At 67.2% G+C, this 14,263-nt stretch carries 16 protein-coding genes; all 16 read left to right on the top strand.

Annotation, left to right across the window (positions count from 1 at the left end):
- Position 1 precedes the first annotated feature (1 nt).
- Positions 2-1,687: a flagellar basal-body MS-ring/collar protein FliF gene (gene fliF / locus U1737_RS12770; protein WP_332797022.1), complete on the top strand. Its 1,686-nt coding sequence runs from the start codon at positions 2-4 to the stop codon at positions 1,685-1,687.
- Positions 1,684-2,694 (top strand): flagellar motor switch protein FliG, encoded by a 1,011-nt coding sequence (gene fliG, locus U1737_RS12765; RefSeq protein ID WP_187504372.1) that lies wholly within the window; start codon positions 1,684-1,686, stop codon positions 2,692-2,694. The genes fliF and fliG overlap by 4 nt, the downstream gene beginning before the upstream one ends.
- On the top strand, positions 2,687-3,439 hold the full coding sequence (locus U1737_RS12760; protein ID WP_332797021.1) for a FliH/SctL family protein: 753 nt from the start codon (positions 2,687-2,689) through the stop codon (positions 3,437-3,439). Before fliG ends, U1737_RS12760 begins: the two co-directional genes overlap by 8 nt.
- On the top strand, positions 3,433-4,758 hold the full coding sequence (locus U1737_RS12755) for a FliI/YscN family ATPase (RefSeq protein WP_332797020.1): 1,326 nt from the start codon (positions 3,433-3,435) through the stop codon (positions 4,756-4,758). Before U1737_RS12760 ends, U1737_RS12755 begins: the two co-directional genes overlap by 7 nt.
- A gap of 1 nt (position 4,759) precedes the next feature.
- Positions 4,760-5,185, top strand: coding sequence for a hypothetical protein (locus tag U1737_RS12750; protein WP_332797019.1), 426 nt, complete (start codon positions 4,760-4,762; stop codon positions 5,183-5,185).
- Between the two features lie 47 nt (positions 5,186-5,232).
- The gene (locus U1737_RS12745; protein ID WP_332797018.1) at positions 5,233-6,948 is read left to right on the top strand and encodes a flagellar hook-length control protein FliK; all 1,716 of its coding nucleotides are present in this window, start codon (positions 5,233-5,235) and stop codon (positions 6,946-6,948) included.
- A gap of 16 nt (positions 6,949-6,964) precedes the next feature.
- Positions 6,965-7,594, top strand: a complete 630-nt coding sequence (locus tag U1737_RS12740; protein WP_248523832.1) for a flagellar basal body-associated FliL family protein — start codon at positions 6,965-6,967, stop codon at positions 7,592-7,594.
- A gap of 3 nt (positions 7,595-7,597) precedes the next feature.
- The gene (locus U1737_RS12735) at positions 7,598-8,560 is read left to right on the top strand and encodes a flagellar motor switch protein FliM (RefSeq protein WP_332797017.1); all 963 of its coding nucleotides are present in this window, start codon (positions 7,598-7,600) and stop codon (positions 8,558-8,560) included.
- Complete coding sequence (gene fliN / locus U1737_RS12730) at positions 8,557-8,847, top strand: flagellar motor switch protein FliN (protein ID WP_056054132.1); 291 nt, start codon at positions 8,557-8,559, stop codon at positions 8,845-8,847. The genes U1737_RS12735 and fliN overlap by 4 nt, the downstream gene beginning before the upstream one ends.
- Before the next feature lie 4 nt (positions 8,848-8,851).
- Positions 8,852-9,106 (top strand): flagellar biosynthetic protein FliO, encoded by a 255-nt coding sequence (locus tag U1737_RS12725; protein ID WP_056054129.1) that lies wholly within the window; start codon positions 8,852-8,854, stop codon positions 9,104-9,106.
- A 200-nt stretch (positions 9,107-9,306) separates the two neighbouring features.
- A complete protein-coding gene (gene fliP / locus U1737_RS12720; protein ID WP_332797099.1) occupies positions 9,307-10,053 on the top strand; it encodes a flagellar type III secretion system pore protein FliP in 747 nt (248 codons plus the stop codon).
- Between the two features lie 4 nt (positions 10,054-10,057).
- Complete coding sequence (fliQ, locus tag U1737_RS12715) at positions 10,058-10,327, top strand: flagellar biosynthesis protein FliQ (RefSeq protein WP_055874447.1); 270 nt, start codon at positions 10,058-10,060, stop codon at positions 10,325-10,327.
- A gap of 123 nt (positions 10,328-10,450) precedes the next feature.
- A complete protein-coding gene (gene fliR / locus U1737_RS12710) occupies positions 10,451-11,224 on the top strand; it encodes a flagellar biosynthetic protein FliR (RefSeq protein ID WP_332797016.1) in 774 nt (257 codons plus the stop codon).
- Positions 11,224-12,366 carry a flagellar type III secretion system protein FlhB gene (gene flhB / locus U1737_RS12705; protein ID WP_332797015.1) on the top strand — a complete coding sequence of 381 codons (1,143 nt, stop codon included), beginning with the start codon at positions 11,224-11,226 and terminating at the stop codon, positions 12,364-12,366. The genes fliR and flhB overlap by 1 nt, the downstream gene beginning before the upstream one ends.
- A 57-nt stretch (positions 12,367-12,423) precedes the next feature.
- Positions 12,424-13,866: a flagellar filament capping protein FliD gene (fliD, locus tag U1737_RS12700; RefSeq protein ID WP_332797014.1), complete on the top strand. Its 1,443-nt coding sequence runs from the start codon at positions 12,424-12,426 to the stop codon at positions 13,864-13,866.
- Positions 13,863-14,261 (top strand): flagellar export chaperone FliS, encoded by a 399-nt coding sequence (locus U1737_RS12695; RefSeq protein WP_248523828.1) that lies wholly within the window; start codon positions 13,863-13,865, stop codon positions 14,259-14,261. Before fliD ends, U1737_RS12695 begins: the two co-directional genes overlap by 4 nt.
- Positions 14,262-14,263: the final 2 nt, after the last annotated feature.

Genomic DNA, 14,263 nt, shown 5'->3' with positions numbered 1-14,263 from the left:
CATGAGCACCGCACTCATCCCCGCTTCATCTGGCGCGACCGAACGGTTCGCCAACCCCCTACAGCAGATCAAGGGCGTGTTCGCGCAGCCGGCCGTCCGTCGCTCGCTGCCGATGGCGCTGATGGTCGGCCTGATCGCCGCCGCCGCGCTTGCGTGGATGAGCCTGTCGACGCCGCCGCAGAAGACGCTGTTCAGCGGCCTGCCCGATTCCGACAAGGCCGTGGTCACCTCCGCGCTGACCACCGCGAACATCAAGAGCCATATCGACGAAGGCACCGGCGCGCTGACCGTCGGCGAGGATGATTACAGCCGCGCGAAGATGCTGCTGGCGGGCCAGGGCCTGCCGAAGGCGGCGCCCGGCGGTTACGCGATCCTCGACCAGTTGCCGATGGGCGTTTCGCGCGCGGTCGAAGGCGAACGCCTCCGCCAGGCGCGCGAGTCCGAGATGGCGAAGTCGATCGAGGAGATCGATGCGGTCGCCGAGGCGCGCGTGCATCTCGCCATGCCGGAAGCGTCGGTGTTCGTCCGCGACAACGCCGCGCCATCGGCGTCGGTGATCCTCAAGCTGCAGGGCGGCCGCTCGCTGAGCGATGCGCAGGTCAGCTCGATCATCAATCTCGTCGCGTCATCGGTGCCGGGTATGAAGCCCGAGGCCGTGACGATCGTCGACCAGATGGGCGCGCTGCTCACCAAGGCCGGCGGCAACGACGGCGCGGGCGCCGCTAGCGACGCGCGGATCGATATCCAGCGCCGGATCGAGGACAAGTATCGCACCCAGTTGATCGCGCTGCTCACGCCGCTGGTCGGCGCAGGGAATTTCACCGCCGAAGTGCAGGCCGACGTCAATCTCGACGAGAGCCAGGCGACGCGCGAGAGCTATGAAAAGCAGGGCGTGCTGCGCGCCGAGACGGGCAACTGGACCGGCAACCAGAAGGACGGCGCAGGCGCTGCTCCAGGCGGTATTCCGGGTGTGCTGAGCAACACCCCGCCCGCTGCCAGCACGCTGTCGGCGCCACAACCTGCGACCGGCAATCCCGGCACGCCCGTCGCGCAGCCGGTCGCCGGGGGCCCCGCCCCCGACGCGATGAAGCAGTCCGACCAATATCAGCGCGCCTACGACCTCGGCCGCGAAGTGTCGGTGACGCGCGCCACGCCGGGCGGGGTCAAGCGCCTCTCGGTCGCCGTGCTCCTGCGCGATCCCGAAAAGGGTCGCCGCACCGCGATGGAGATCAACCAGATCAGCGATCTCGTGAAGAGCGCGGTCGGCTTCGATCAGGCGCGCAACGACAACGTCACGGTCATCAGCCGCAAGTTCGCCGGCGCCACCGATGCCGCCGCTGGCCCTGCCTGGTACGACAATGCCTGGCTGCCGGTACTCGCCCGCAACGGCACCGCGATCGTGATCGCGCTGCTGGTGCTGTTGCTCGGCGTCCGCCCGATCGCCAAGGCGCTGATGAAGAAGCGCGAGGATGCCACGACGCGTCCCGCGTTTGGCCAGCCGATCGGCGAACTCGATGGCGAGGGCGCACCCGCCGGGATAGGCGTGGCCGCCCCCGTCAGCCTCGACCAGCTCGAGAACACGCGTGGCTATGACGACCGGATCGGCGCGGTCCGCGGCTTCACCCGCGACAATCCTACGCGCGCTGCGCTCGCCGTGCGCGACATGATCAAGGCGGACGCGAAGTGAGCGAGGTTGCGCTTCGCACCTATACCGGCGTCGAGCGCGCCGCGGTGCTGATGATGCTGGTCGGCGAGGAGGAGGCCGCGGCCATCCTCCAGAAGCTCGAACCCGAAGAGGTGCGACAGCTCGGCGCGGCGATGTTCAAGGTCGCCGACGTGTCGGAGCAGGAAGTCGAGGACGTGCTCGACGATTTCGTCGACCGCGCCCGCGAGCGGACCGCGATCGGTTTCGACCCGCGGCCCAAGATCGAGGCGGTGATGAACCGCGCTCTGGGCCGTGAAAAGGCGGAGAGCGTACTCGCGCGGATCACGCCGGCAGAAGCTGCGTGCGAACTCGAACTGCTCGACTGGCTCGACGCGCCCGAGATCGCGGCGATGATCGAGAAGGAGCATCCGCAGATCGCCGCGGTGCTGATCGCCAACCTCGATGCGTCGGTCGGCGGCCAGGTCCTCGAACTGCTGCCCGATGCGGTCCAGCCCGACATCCTCCACCGCATCGCGCGACTCGGGCCGATCACGCCCGAAGCCGTCGATACGCTGCGCACGCTGCTCGCCAACCGCACCAGCACAGGGTCGACCGGCGCTGGCGTCACGCTGGGTGGCACACGCGAGGCGGCGAAGATTCTCTCCGGTGCGCGCAAAGCGACCGAACAGCGGGTGATGCCGAAACTGTTCAAGATCGATCGCGACGTAGCGAAGGCGATCGAGGAGGCGATGTTCGTCTTCGACAATCTGCTGGAGCTCGACGACAAGAATCTGGGCACGCTGATCCGCAACGTCGACAGCGAGATCCTGACTAAGTCCTTGAAGGGCGTCGACGAGACGATCCGCAACCGTTTCCTCGGCTGCATGTCGGCACGCGCCGCCGACGGCATCCGCGACGAGATGGAAGCACGCGGGCCGATGAAGCTCGCCGAAGTGCTCGAAGCGCAAAAGGCGATGATCGCGATAGCCCGCGGGCTGGCCAAGGACGGCACGATTCAGATGGGCGGGGGCGAAGACGATTATGTCTAACGGCTTCACCGCGGGTTTCGCGTCGCGCCACACGACGACGGCGCACATCCTGGCGAGTGCGTTCGCGCCGCCGTCCGGGTTCGCCGCGGCGGATATCCGCGAGCGTGCGGCACCGCGTCCGACGAGCAATTTCTCGTCGCCGAGCTTCACTTCACAACCCATCACGGAGCCGAGTGCGCCGAAACATTTCAGCCCGGCGGACAAGGACGTGAACCCGACCGCGGGCTGGGATCCGCTCGATCCGGTGAGCGAATTTTCGTTCATCGATCCGCTCGCCGACGCGCATGCCGCCGGTTATGCCGAGGGTCTCGCCGCTGCGGCCGCTGCCGCGCGGGAAGCCGGAGCGCGCGACATCGCGTTGCTCGGCGATCTCGCCACCGCGCTGGGCGGCGACCGGATCGACCGCGAACGGATCGCAGGGCAGCTCCGTCAGACCGTCTTGTTCCTCGTCTCCAAGCTGGTTGGCGAAGTCGGCATCGCGCCCGACGTGCTCGCTGGCCGGGTCGAAACCGCCGCCGACCTGTTGTCCGACTCCGCCGAATCCGCGCTGCTCCGCGTTCATCCCGACGATGTCGCGTTGCTCGAAGGCCGCCTGCCGAAAACGATCTTCGCAGCGGGCGATCCGGGCGTCGCGCGCGGCAGCTTCGTACTCGAAAGCGCATCGACCATCGTCGAGGACGGCCCCGAACTCTGGCTCGATCAACTCGCGCAGGCGATCGACCGAGTGCCGGTGCCCAAATGCTGAACCGCTTTACCGCCGACTATCTCGAAACCCTTTCCAACGCCGATTTCGTCGCCAAGCCGAAGGTCTCGGGCCGTCTCGCCTCGTTCGACGGCCTGTTGATGGAAGCGGTCGGCCTGACCCTTCCGGTCGGCACCGTCTGCCAGGTCGGCGAAGGTGCGGCGAGCGTCGAGGCGGAAGTCATCGGCTTCCGCAACGGCCGCACGTTGATGATGAACCTCGGTGGCCCCGCCGCGCTCCTCCCGCGCGCACCGGTCAAGCCGATCGGCCCTCCGGGTGAAGCCGAAGTCGGTGCCGCGCTGCTCGGTCGCGTGGTCGACGGCGCCGGCAAGCCGATCGACGGGCTCGGTCCGATCCGCGGCGCCGGTCGCTGGCCACTGGCCGGCAAGCTCCAGTCGCCGCTCGACCGTGGCCGGGTGCTCGAACCGCTCGACGTCGGCGTGCGCGCGATCAACGGCCTGCTGACGATCGGCCAAGGCCAGCGCGTCGGCATCATGGCCGGGTCGGGCGTCGGCAAGTCGGTGCTGCTCGGCATGATCGTCCGCGCGGCGCAAGCCGACGTGATCGTGATCGGCCTGATTGGCGAACGCAGCCGCGAAGTCGCCGACTTCCTCGAAACCAAGGTCGCCGGCGAAGCGCGCAAACGCTCGGTCGTCGTCGCCGTCCCCGCCAACCACTCCCCCGTCCTCCGCATCCGCGGTGCGCTCCGGGCGCACGCGATCGCCGAGTCCTTCCGTGACGAGGGCAAGAAGGTCCTCCTGATCATGGATTCGCTGACCCGCGTCGCGCACGCCGGTCGCGAGATCGGTCTCGCGCTCGGCGAGCCTGCATCCGCACGCGGCTATCCGCCGTCCGCCATCGCGATGCTGCCGAACCTGATCGAACGCGCGGGCGTCGACGTCCACACCGGCGGCTCGATCACCGCGATCTACACGGTGCTGGCGGACGGCGACGACGGCAACGATCCGGTGGTGGACTCGGCGCGCTCGATCCTCGACGGCCATATCGTCCTCAACCGCCACCTCGCCGAGCGCGGCGTCTACCCCGCGATCGACATCGGCCCGTCGGTCAGCCGCGTGATGACCGACATCGTCGACGCACCCCATGCCAAGGCCGCGCGGACGCTCCGCCGCCACCTCGCCACGTACGAGGAAAACCGCGACCTCGTGCTGATGGGCGCCTACCGCCACGGCGCCGACCCTGCGATCGACGCCGCCATCGCCTGCCACCCGGCGGTCATGGAATATATCCGCCAGGACGCCGACGAAAACGTCTCGCTGAACGACGCGGTCGCCGAACTGACCGGCGTGTTCGGCGGCTGAAATGGCGGATGCCCGCAGCAAGACGCTGGCGCGCATCCACCGCGTCCGCACGCTCCAGCTCGGTCTGACCCGCGCCGACGAAGCCCGCGCGCACGACAAGTTCGCCAGCGAACAGGCGCTTTCCGGCCGTATCGCGCTGCTCGCCGAAGCCGTAGCGCCGATCCACGAAACGCGCGCCGCGGTCTCGCTGGGCGCGTCGGCGCATTACCGCGACCGCCTGCAACAATCCGCCAATGCCGCGGTCGAACGCGTGCAGGCGGCCGAAAATCGCGTCGAACGCGCCGCCGAGGCAACCCGCGTCGCCAAGCGCGATCAAAGCGCGGTTGAGAAGCTGCTCGCGCGCGCAGACGCCGACGCGGTGCTCAAGGCGATCCGCGCGATGGAGGAAGCGCCGGCGTTCCGGAAGGTTCGGCACGATCCTTGCTGAGGGAAGGCTATGCGGCCGCGTGCCGATCGCCCGAACGAGTATTCTGCATGATCCAGACCGCCGTCTTTTCTCCCGTTCTCTCCGCGCAGACACGATCGCCGGCCGTGCAGAACGGGCGGACAGTGGTCGATTTCGCCGATTCCTTTGCACAGGCAAACGATGCGCCCGACGAGCGTGCGTCCCTCGGCCTGCCGCCTGCACCGTCGGCCCCAACGGCGCTCGTCCCCCTTCCGAGCATCGCTCCCGATGCCGTCATCCTGCAGGACGCCGCCGTAACCGGCAACGTCTTGCCGATCGTGACGCCCGCCGCTGACCAAGCGGTGGAATGGCAGCCCATACTCACACCACACCCCGCGCAGACACTAGCGATTGCAAAGCCGTCACTGCTTCCGGCAAGCACCCTGACGCCCGAAATGGTCGAAACCGCGCCGCCCGCCGGCAAGGCCGAGCCGGTCGCGATCCCCGCCCTGGTTGTACGTATCGCCCGACCGACGGCGTTCGCCGGGATACGCCGAGACCCCCGCCCCAAGGATGGCCCTGCCGCGGACGAAGTTACGGAGCAGCCCGCCGAGGCCCCGATGCCGGCAAGCCCAACCATCGCCGCAGACATCACGCTCGCGCCGCAACCGGCGGTTCTCGCCTTGCCGGTTGTCGCGATCGCCGTCGATGTCGCCGATACGTCGCGTACGGATAACGGCACTGCGACAGCCCCACTATCGCCAGGACTTCCATCGTCTGTCAGCAAGTTCGCCGACGCCACGCCCTCCCGCACGACGGGCAAGGCTGGCCAGCAAGCACATGCCGCAGCACCGCAGACCATAGAAGCGCCCGCGCCCGCCCCCACAACGCCTCCGGCCGCCGTTGCCGATACACGCCCTTCGTCCGCCGTCACGAGCAACGCGACGCCTACTTCCAGTTCCGCGCAGAGCCTGCCGGCCGCCCTCGCGACCCTTCCACCGATCGCCACCCCGCCGACACAAGTGGCGGCACCCATCGTGCCGACATCCGTCTTGCCTTCCCTCACGGGCCCGGCATCCACGGGCAGAGGCGATACTCCGGCGCCGCCCGAGCTCACCGACGCAGCGCCCGTATCGACCGGCATCGACCCGAACAACGCCATGACGCGCTGGGTCTCGACCGACGCCACCGCGCCCGTCGCACTGGCCGCGGCCCGACCCGACGCGATCCAGCCGCAGCCGGGCATTGTCGCGTCGGCAAGCCAGGTGTTCGGCGCGGCGATCCAGGCCGCGACCAGGGCGCGCGACGATCGCGACAAGGCGGATCCGACCACATTCTCGCTGGTAACCGGCGCGCCCGTATCGGCACCGGCGATCCGGACGGCCGAGACGCAGCAGGCGCCACTCGACATGCGCCAGGATCGCTGGCCGCACGCGATGATCGAACGGATCGAGATCCTCCGCGATGCCGCCGACGCCGGCGACACGCGGATCCGCCTGATCCCCGACGCGCTCGGTGCGATCGACGTATCGATGAGAAAGGACGGCGACACCGTGCGCGTCCATTTCCATGCCGAGCAGAGCGCAACGCGCACCCTATTGCAGGACGCTCAGCCGCGGCTCGTCGAACTCGCCGAAGCGCGCGGGCTGAAGCTTGCCCAGGGATCGCTTGCCCAGGGCACGCCAGGCGACGGCGCCGCGAACAACGGCCAGCACCGCCCACCAGCGACGCCGCAAGCCCCGACTCGCACCACGGCTTCGCCGGCGGTGGACGCAGCGCTCACCGAAGACACCCGAATCGCTTGAACCGAAGGACTCCGACATGGCCGACAAGAAAGATACTGCGGACGCAGCGCCCAAGAAAAAGGGCAAGATGAAGATGATCCTGATCGGCGGCGGTGCGCTGCTGGTCCTGGTCGGTGGCGGCGTCGGCGCGGGCGTCTATGCCAGTAACGCCGGGTTGCTCGGCGGCGGTCACGCGGCGGTCGACGATGGCAAGCCCAAGCTCGTCCCCAAGAGCGAGCAGAAGCATACTGGCGACGGCGACGACGAGGGCGGCGGTCATGGCGGCGGCGATGAAGCCGCACCCGAAAACCACGGCATGAAGCCCCCCGCAGGAGAGGGCGGCGACAAATACGCGTCGACCTATTACCCGATGGAGAAGGAATTCACCTCGAATCTCCAGGACTCGCCGCACTTCGTCCAGGTCGGTATCGCGGTCGCCACGCCGTACGACGACACCGTCATCACCAACCTCAAGACCAACGACATCGCGGTCCGCTCGGCGATCCTGATGGCGCTCGGCGACACCACCGAAGAGCAGGTGATGAGCAGCGACGGCAAGCGTCAGTTGCAGGTCAGATTGGCCAAAGCGATCAACGATACGCTCAAGCAGAAGGAAGGCTTCGGCGGCATCGGTAACGTTTACTTTACCAGTTTCGTTGTTCAGTGAGGCATGGTTAACGAGGGCTCAGCAAAGACGCGCGAACGGCGCGACCGGGATCGGTCCGGCGCGCCCAAAGACGGCGTGCTGCATCAGGGCGTGCTCGGCGGGGCCAAGCTCAATCCGTTCGGCGACCTGCATTCGCTGCAGCATCTCTCCGCACGGTTCGCGCGGGGCTTGCGCGGTGTGTTCGAGCCGTTGCTCCGTCAGGAGGTTCGCTGCTGGGCCGAGCCGCTCGTGGTCCAGCGCTTCACCGATTACCGCGCCGAGCGCAGCGATACGCTGACCGCGTGGCTGCCGCTGATCATGACGCCGGGCATGGCGCAGGCGCTGTGCATCATGGACGGCAAGTTCGTGCTCGAGCTGCTCGACATGTTCTTCGGCGGCACCGGTGCCGCGCCGCACACGCTGCCGACCGAATTCTCGCCCGCCGCCGAGGCGATGGTCGCGCGGATCGGTCAGATGATCGCCGCGCCGCTGAAGACCGCGTGGGAGCCGATGGCGCGGTTCGATTTCCTGCCGACGCGCGTCGAGGTGAACCCGGCGATGATCGCCGATCTCGACGGCGAGGACGCGATGATCGTCACGCGCTTCGGGATCGCCGCCGGGGCCGCAAAGCCGGTGTTCCTCGATCTCGTCTATCCCGTCTCCGCGCTGAAGCCGCATGCGCCGTCGCTGACCGCGAAGGTCGTCGGCAAGTCGGCCGAGCCCGATCCGGCCTGGCGCACCGAACTGACGCGCGCGGCGATGAACGTCCGCTTCCCGATCCGCTCGGTGCTCGCCGAGCCGGTCGTCAAGCTGACGATGCTGATGGACCTGAAACCCGGCGACGTGATCCCGATCACCATCTCGGGCGACGTGCCGGTGATGGTCGGCAACAACCGGCTCGGCTGCGGCACGGTCGGTACGTCCAACGGCTTCGCCGCCATCCAGCTCACCTCGATTACCAGTTTCGACGAAGGATTTGCAGCATGAACGACATGACCGGAGGCTTCCCCGTAGATGCTGCCGTCGCCGCCAATTTCCGGCTGCTCCAGGATGTCGACGTCAAGCTGACCGTCGAGATCGGCTCGACCAGCCTGACGCTGCGCGAACTGCTCGCGCTCGGCGAATCCAGCGTGATCGAGCTCGATCGCCAAGCCAACGAACTCCTCGATGTATTCGTCAACGGCACCCTGATCGGCCGCGGCGAAGTGGTGACGGTCGGCGAACGCTTCGGCGTTCGGATGACCGAGCTCGTGTCGCCCGACAAGCGCGGCTGAACCGATGCTCTGGACCTATATCCTCAAGCTCGTCATTCTGCTGCCACTCGTGTGCGGCCTGATGTTCGGCTGCCTGTATCTGTGGCGCAAGTTCGAGAGCCGGATCCCGGGCAAGCCCTCGACGCGACTGATCGGCGTCAAGGAAACGATGATGATCTCGCCGGGCCTGCGCCTCGCGGTGATCGATTTCGAGGGCCGCCGGCTGCTCGTCTCGGTCGGCCGTGGCGGCGTGCACCTGATCGACAAGGTCGACGCATGAGCGCGGTCGCTCGTCCGACAGTGACCCGCAAGGGTTCGGGCCCTGCCCTGTTTGCCGCGCCGAAGCGCTCCCCGTTTTCCCGCGAACGCGGGAATCCAGGAGCCAAGACCGTTGCCCTCCATAACCCTGGATCCCCGCGTTCGCGAGGAAACAGCTTGGTGTGGATCGGCCTAGCCCTCCTGCTCGCCCTCTTCCTCGCGATGCCGGCCTTCGCGCAAGCCGTCCCCGCTCCGACCAACCCCGCCGTCGGCGACGCGGTCGATCGCGCGCTTGGCCAGCTCGGCGGACAGGCCGCGGGCAACACCGGCCAGAGCGGGTCGCTGTCGCTGAGCTTGCAAGTCCTCATCATCATGGGGCTGCTGACGATCCTGCCAGGGATCCTGCTGATGATGACCAGCTTCACGCGGATCATCATCGTGCTCGCGATCCTGCGCCAGGCGCTCGGCCTCCAGCAGACGCCGCCGAACCAGGTTCTGCTCGGACTGTCGCTGTTCCTGTCGTTCTTCATCATGGCGCCGACGATCAGCCAGATCAACACGACCGCGATCCAGCCTTATGCTGCCGGACAGCTGGCGGGCACGCAGATGATCACCACCGCTGGCGTCCCGCTGCACGCGTTCATGGTGAAGCAGACGCGCGTGAAGGACGTCACGATGTTCGCGCAGATCGCGAAATCGGGCCCCTATGCCTCGTCGCTCGACATCCCCTTCTCGGTGCTACTCCCCGCGTTCGTCACGTCCGAACTGAAGACCGCGTTCCAGATCGGCTTCCTGATCTTCCTGCCGTTCATCGTCATCGACCTTGTCGTCGCGACCGTGCTGATGTCGCTCGGCATGGCGATGCTCAGTCCGACGATCATCTCGCTGCCGTTCAAGCTGCTATTGTTCGTGCTGGTCGACGGCTGGGCGCTGGCGATGGGCAGCCTCGCCAATTCGTTCGCGACCTGACGCCGTGGACGCGCAATATTTCCTGACCGTCGCGAACCAGACGATGTGGGTGCTGGCGCTCGCCAGCGCGCCGATCCTGATCCCGGCGCTGCTCGCGGGGCTGATCCTCGGGATGATCCAGGCGGCGACGTCGATCAACGAGCAGACGCTGTCGTTCGTGCCGAAGCTGGTGGTAGTCGCCGTGTCGATCCTGATCTTCGGGAGCCTGATCCTGGGGTTGCTGAGCGATTTCACGATCGGGATCTTCGAGCGTATTCCGGACTTGGTTAAATGAGCCAAAATTTCCGTTCGTCCCGAGTAGACTTCGAGCTCGTCGAGAAGGCGTATCGAGGGACAGGTACCTCGATACGGGCCCTCGACTTCGCTCGGTCCCTACTCGGCACGAACGGCAACTGAGATGTTGGGTTTTGGGCTCAGCATCGAGCCCCAGCTTTGGGCGCTCATCTTCGTGATGATCCGGATCGGGGCGACGTTCATCGCCGCGCCCGTGTTCGGCAACGTCTCGGTCCCGGTCACCGTGCGCGTGACGCTGTCGGGCGCGATCGGCTTCCTCGTGCTCGCCGCGCATCCGATCGTGCCGCCGCAACAGATCTTCGCCGTCTCCACCATCCTGTCCGCCGCCGCCGAAGCCCTTGTCGGGCTCGCGCTCGGCTTCGTCCTCCAGATTTCGTTCGCCGCGCCGATGATCGCGGCCGAAGTGATCGGCGGCGCGATGGGGCTCGGCTTCGCCTCCTCGATCGATCCGCAGAACGGCAAGTCCTCCCCAGCGCTCGGCCAGTTCTTCTCGATCATGCTGACGCTGCTGTTCCTGTCGGTCGACGGCCACCTGATCCTGATCGACCTGATCGTCCGGAGCTACGACGTGCTCCCGCCCGGCGCCGCGTGGATCGGGATCGAGCGGCTGAAGGCGATCGCGTTCTTCGGCGGCTATGCGTTTCTCGCCGGGCTGTTGCTTGCGCTGCCCGTCGGCTTCCTGCTGCTCTGCCTCAACATCGTCGTCGGCATGCTGAGCCGCGCCGCGCCCGCGCTGAACCTGTTCGCTGTCGGCCTTCCCGCCAGCCTCGCGGTCGGTGTCGTCACGCTGGCGATCGCGTTCCCGACGATGGGCGACTACATGCTCGTCATCGTCCGCGAAGGGCTGTCCGCCACCGAAAACCTGGGGCTCGGCTGATGTCCGAAGATTCCGGCGAAAAAACCGAATCCCCAACCGCCAAGCGCAAGAAGGATGCGGTCGAGAAAGGCGACATCCTCCGCTCGCGCGATTTCGCCACCGCGCTCAGCATGGTCGCGGGCGTCGGCTGGCTGATCTACGCCGGCCCGCACCTCATCACTGCCTGCAAGCAGGTGATGGCGTCGAGCTTCCAGTTCACCCACGCCGATGTCGAGGATTTCTCACCGTGGCGCCCGTTGATGGAAGCCGGCGGCAAGCTCGCGCCGTCGCTGATCAGCCTGTTCGTCGTCACCATCGCCGCCGCGATCCTCAGCCAGGCTGGGCTCGGTTCGCTCGGCTTCAACGGCAAGCTGATGGCGCCCAAATACAGCCGCGTCGATCCCGCCGCCGGACTCAAGCGGATCTTCGGATCGAACGGCTGGATCGAGCTTGGCAAATCGCTGCTGAAGGTCATCCTGCTCGGCACGATCGGCGGCTGGATGCTGTGGAACGCCGCGCACACGACGATGGGGCTCGCCTCGTCCGCCGATCTCAACCAGGCCCTGTCGACGCTCGGCGGCACGTTCAAAGCGATCCTGATCGCGATGGCGTTCGGGCTGTGCGCGATCGCCGGCATCGACCTGCCGATCCAGATCATCCGCCGCCTTGGCAAGATGCGGATGTCGAAGCAGGAGGTGAAGGACGAGCACAAGTCGACCGAGGGCAATGGCGAGGCGAAGGGCCAGATGCGCGCCAAGATGCGCGCGATGGCGAGCGGCGGGCTGCGCAAGTCGGTCGCGGAGGCACATGTCGTGCTGACCAACCCGACGCATTTCGCCGTCGCGCTGCGCTACGATCGCGGCAAGGACCAGGTGCCGGTGGTGGTCGCCAAGGGGCGCGGCGCGACCGCACTGGCGATCCGCGAACTCGCCGCGGAGGGCCGCGTGCCGGTGCTCGAATATCCAATGCTCGCCCGCGCGGTCTATTACACCAGCAAGGAGGGGCAGGAAGTCCGCGACGACCTGTACATGGCGATCGCGACGGTGCTCGCCTTCGTCTTCGGGCTGAACGTTGCCGCAGGTGGCGCGGCGGCCCCGATCCAGCCGTTCGTCACCGTGCCGAAGGACGCTCGATTCGATGAAAATGGCATCAAACAGGCCTAAACATCGCGGCCGCCCGGCCGTTCTTACAGACGAGCGCGCACGTGCAGGGATTTCGCCATGGTAACCTCGACGACGAGCACGACGGCCACGCCGACACCCGCGGCCACCCCGCAAAGTGCGGTCAACACCGCAACGCAAGCGCTGCTCAACGGGCTGAACGCGGGCTCGGGCGTCGACACCGGCACCTTGGTCACGTCGCTGGTCGAAGCGCAGTTCGCGGCACGCACGGCCGCGCTTAAGGCGAAATCCGACACCCTCACCGCGCAGATCTCGGGCGTCGGTACGCTCAAGAGCACCATGACCGGCTTCTCCACGGCGCTCGCCAATCTGGTGAAGAGCGGCAGCCTGCAGTCGCAGCCCAGCAGTTCCAACAGCACCATCCTGTCCGCGACCGCGCTGTCGGGTGCAAAACTGTCGAACCTGTCGGCCAGCGTCACGGTCACGCGCCTTGCGACCGCGCAGGTCGCGCGTACCACGACTGCGGTCCCTGCCGCAGATCGTGCCGCCTCGCTCGATACCGGCGCGCTGACCCTGACGATCGGTGGCGGGGCGGGCATTGCGATCGATATCGGCGACGGGAGCATCGATGCGATCGCCGCCGGTATCAACGCGTCGAAGAGCGGCGTCACGGCCTCCGTGGTTACCGACGCCAATGGCGGTGCCTATCTGTCGGTCAAGGGTGGCACCGGCACCGCACAGGCGTTCACCTTGAAAGGTGACGGTGCCAGCGGTGCGGTCGATATCGGCGGCGATGCGACGCAGACCAGCCTGGTGTCGACCGCGCAGAACGCGCTGCTCACCGTCGACGGCATCGAGGTCGAGCGACCGAGCAACACGGTCAGCGACCTCGTCGATGGCGTCAAGCTGCAGCTCAACGCGGTGTCGACGGTCCCCATCACGCTCGCCAGCAGCACGCCGACCGACGCGCTGACCCAGGCGGTCAACGATGTCGTCACGACCTTCAACGAGGTGCTGAAAACGATAACCGAACAGACCGATCCGATCACCGGCAACCTCCGCGCCGACCCGGCTGCGACGGCCTTGCTCCGCTCGCTGAAGGCACTGGTGTCGAAGCCGCTGGTCGGCGGCGCGACCGCGGGCATTCCGCGCAGCCTGTCCGAGATCGGCGTCGCGACCAACACCGATGGTACGCTGCGGGTCGATACCACGCTGCTCGCCCGGCAGCTCGCCGCCTATCCCGACACGATCGAATCGATGTTCGCGCCGTCCTCCACCAACGTCCTCGGCCTGTCCGGCACGCTCAGCGCGCTCACCAACAGCGCGACGAACACGTTGACCGGCCTCGGCGCGTCGACCGCGCGGTATACGGCCGCCGAAGCCGACCTCGCCAAGCAGCAGGACAAGGTCACCGACCAGTCCGCTCAGCTCACCACGCGCCTGACGCAGCAATATGCGAGCATGAACTCGCGCGTGTCCGCGTACAAATCGACCCAGGCGTTCCTCACCAACCAGATCGCAGCCTGGAACAAGAGCTCGTGACCTACGCCAGTACCCTCGCACGCGATCCGTTCGCGACCTATCGCCAGATCGACGCGGTCGGCCGTACCGCCACCGCCGATGGCCCTGCCCTGGTCCAGCTGCTCTACAAGGAACTCGTCGCTGCCCTGCGCGCCGCCGCCTGGGCCTGCGAGAACCGCAAATTCTCCGTAAAGAGCGACCGGATCACGCGCGCCACCGCGATCCTGTTCGCACTCGAAGCCGGTCTGGACTTCGAAAAAGGCGGCCAGGTCTCGGAGACGCTCGCCCGCCTGTACGGCGGCGCGCGGAAAACCGTCATCAACGCCTCGCTCGGCCATGATCCGAAGCCGTTCCGCGATTCCGCGGACATGCTCGACGAGATCGCGCAGGCTTGGCGGACCGCCAGCGCCGCCTGACC

The organism is Sphingomonas fucosidasi (assembly GCF_036663855.1).
In the GTDB taxonomy this organism is placed as follows: domain Bacteria; phylum Pseudomonadota; class Alphaproteobacteria; order Sphingomonadales; family Sphingomonadaceae; genus Sphingomonas; species Sphingomonas faeni_B.
This window is presented reverse-complemented; position numbering and strand designations above follow the sequence as displayed.

Coding starts and splice junctions, on each gene's coding strand:
- fliF (WP_332797022.1), top strand. CDS start 2: ATGAGCACCGCACTCATCCCCGCTTCATCTGGCGCGACCGAACGGTTC.
- U1737_RS12760 (WP_332797021.1), top strand. CDS start 2,687: ATGTCTAACGGCTTCACCGCGGGTTTCGCGTCGCGCCACACGACGACG.
- U1737_RS12755 (WP_332797020.1), top strand. CDS start 3,433: ATGCTGAACCGCTTTACCGCCGACTATCTCGAAACCCTTTCCAACGCC.
- U1737_RS12750 (WP_332797019.1), top strand. CDS start 4,760: ATGGCGGATGCCCGCAGCAAGACGCTGGCGCGCATCCACCGCGTCCGC.
- U1737_RS12745 (WP_332797018.1), top strand. CDS start 5,233: ATGATCCAGACCGCCGTCTTTTCTCCCGTTCTCTCCGCGCAGACACGA.
- U1737_RS12740 (WP_248523832.1), top strand. CDS start 6,965: ATGGCCGACAAGAAAGATACTGCGGACGCAGCGCCCAAGAAAAAGGGC.
- U1737_RS12735 (WP_332797017.1), top strand. CDS start 7,598: ATGGTTAACGAGGGCTCAGCAAAGACGCGCGAACGGCGCGACCGGGAT.
- fliN (WP_056054132.1), top strand. CDS start 8,557: ATGAACGACATGACCGGAGGCTTCCCCGTAGATGCTGCCGTCGCCGCC.
- U1737_RS12725 (WP_056054129.1), top strand. CDS start 8,852: ATGCTCTGGACCTATATCCTCAAGCTCGTCATTCTGCTGCCACTCGTG.
- fliP (WP_332797099.1), top strand. CDS start 9,307: ATGCCGGCCTTCGCGCAAGCCGTCCCCGCTCCGACCAACCCCGCCGTC.
- fliR (WP_332797016.1), top strand. CDS start 10,451: ATGTTGGGTTTTGGGCTCAGCATCGAGCCCCAGCTTTGGGCGCTCATC.
- flhB (WP_332797015.1), top strand. CDS start 11,224: ATGTCCGAAGATTCCGGCGAAAAAACCGAATCCCCAACCGCCAAGCGC.
- fliD (WP_332797014.1), top strand. CDS start 12,424: ATGGTAACCTCGACGACGAGCACGACGGCCACGCCGACACCCGCGGCC.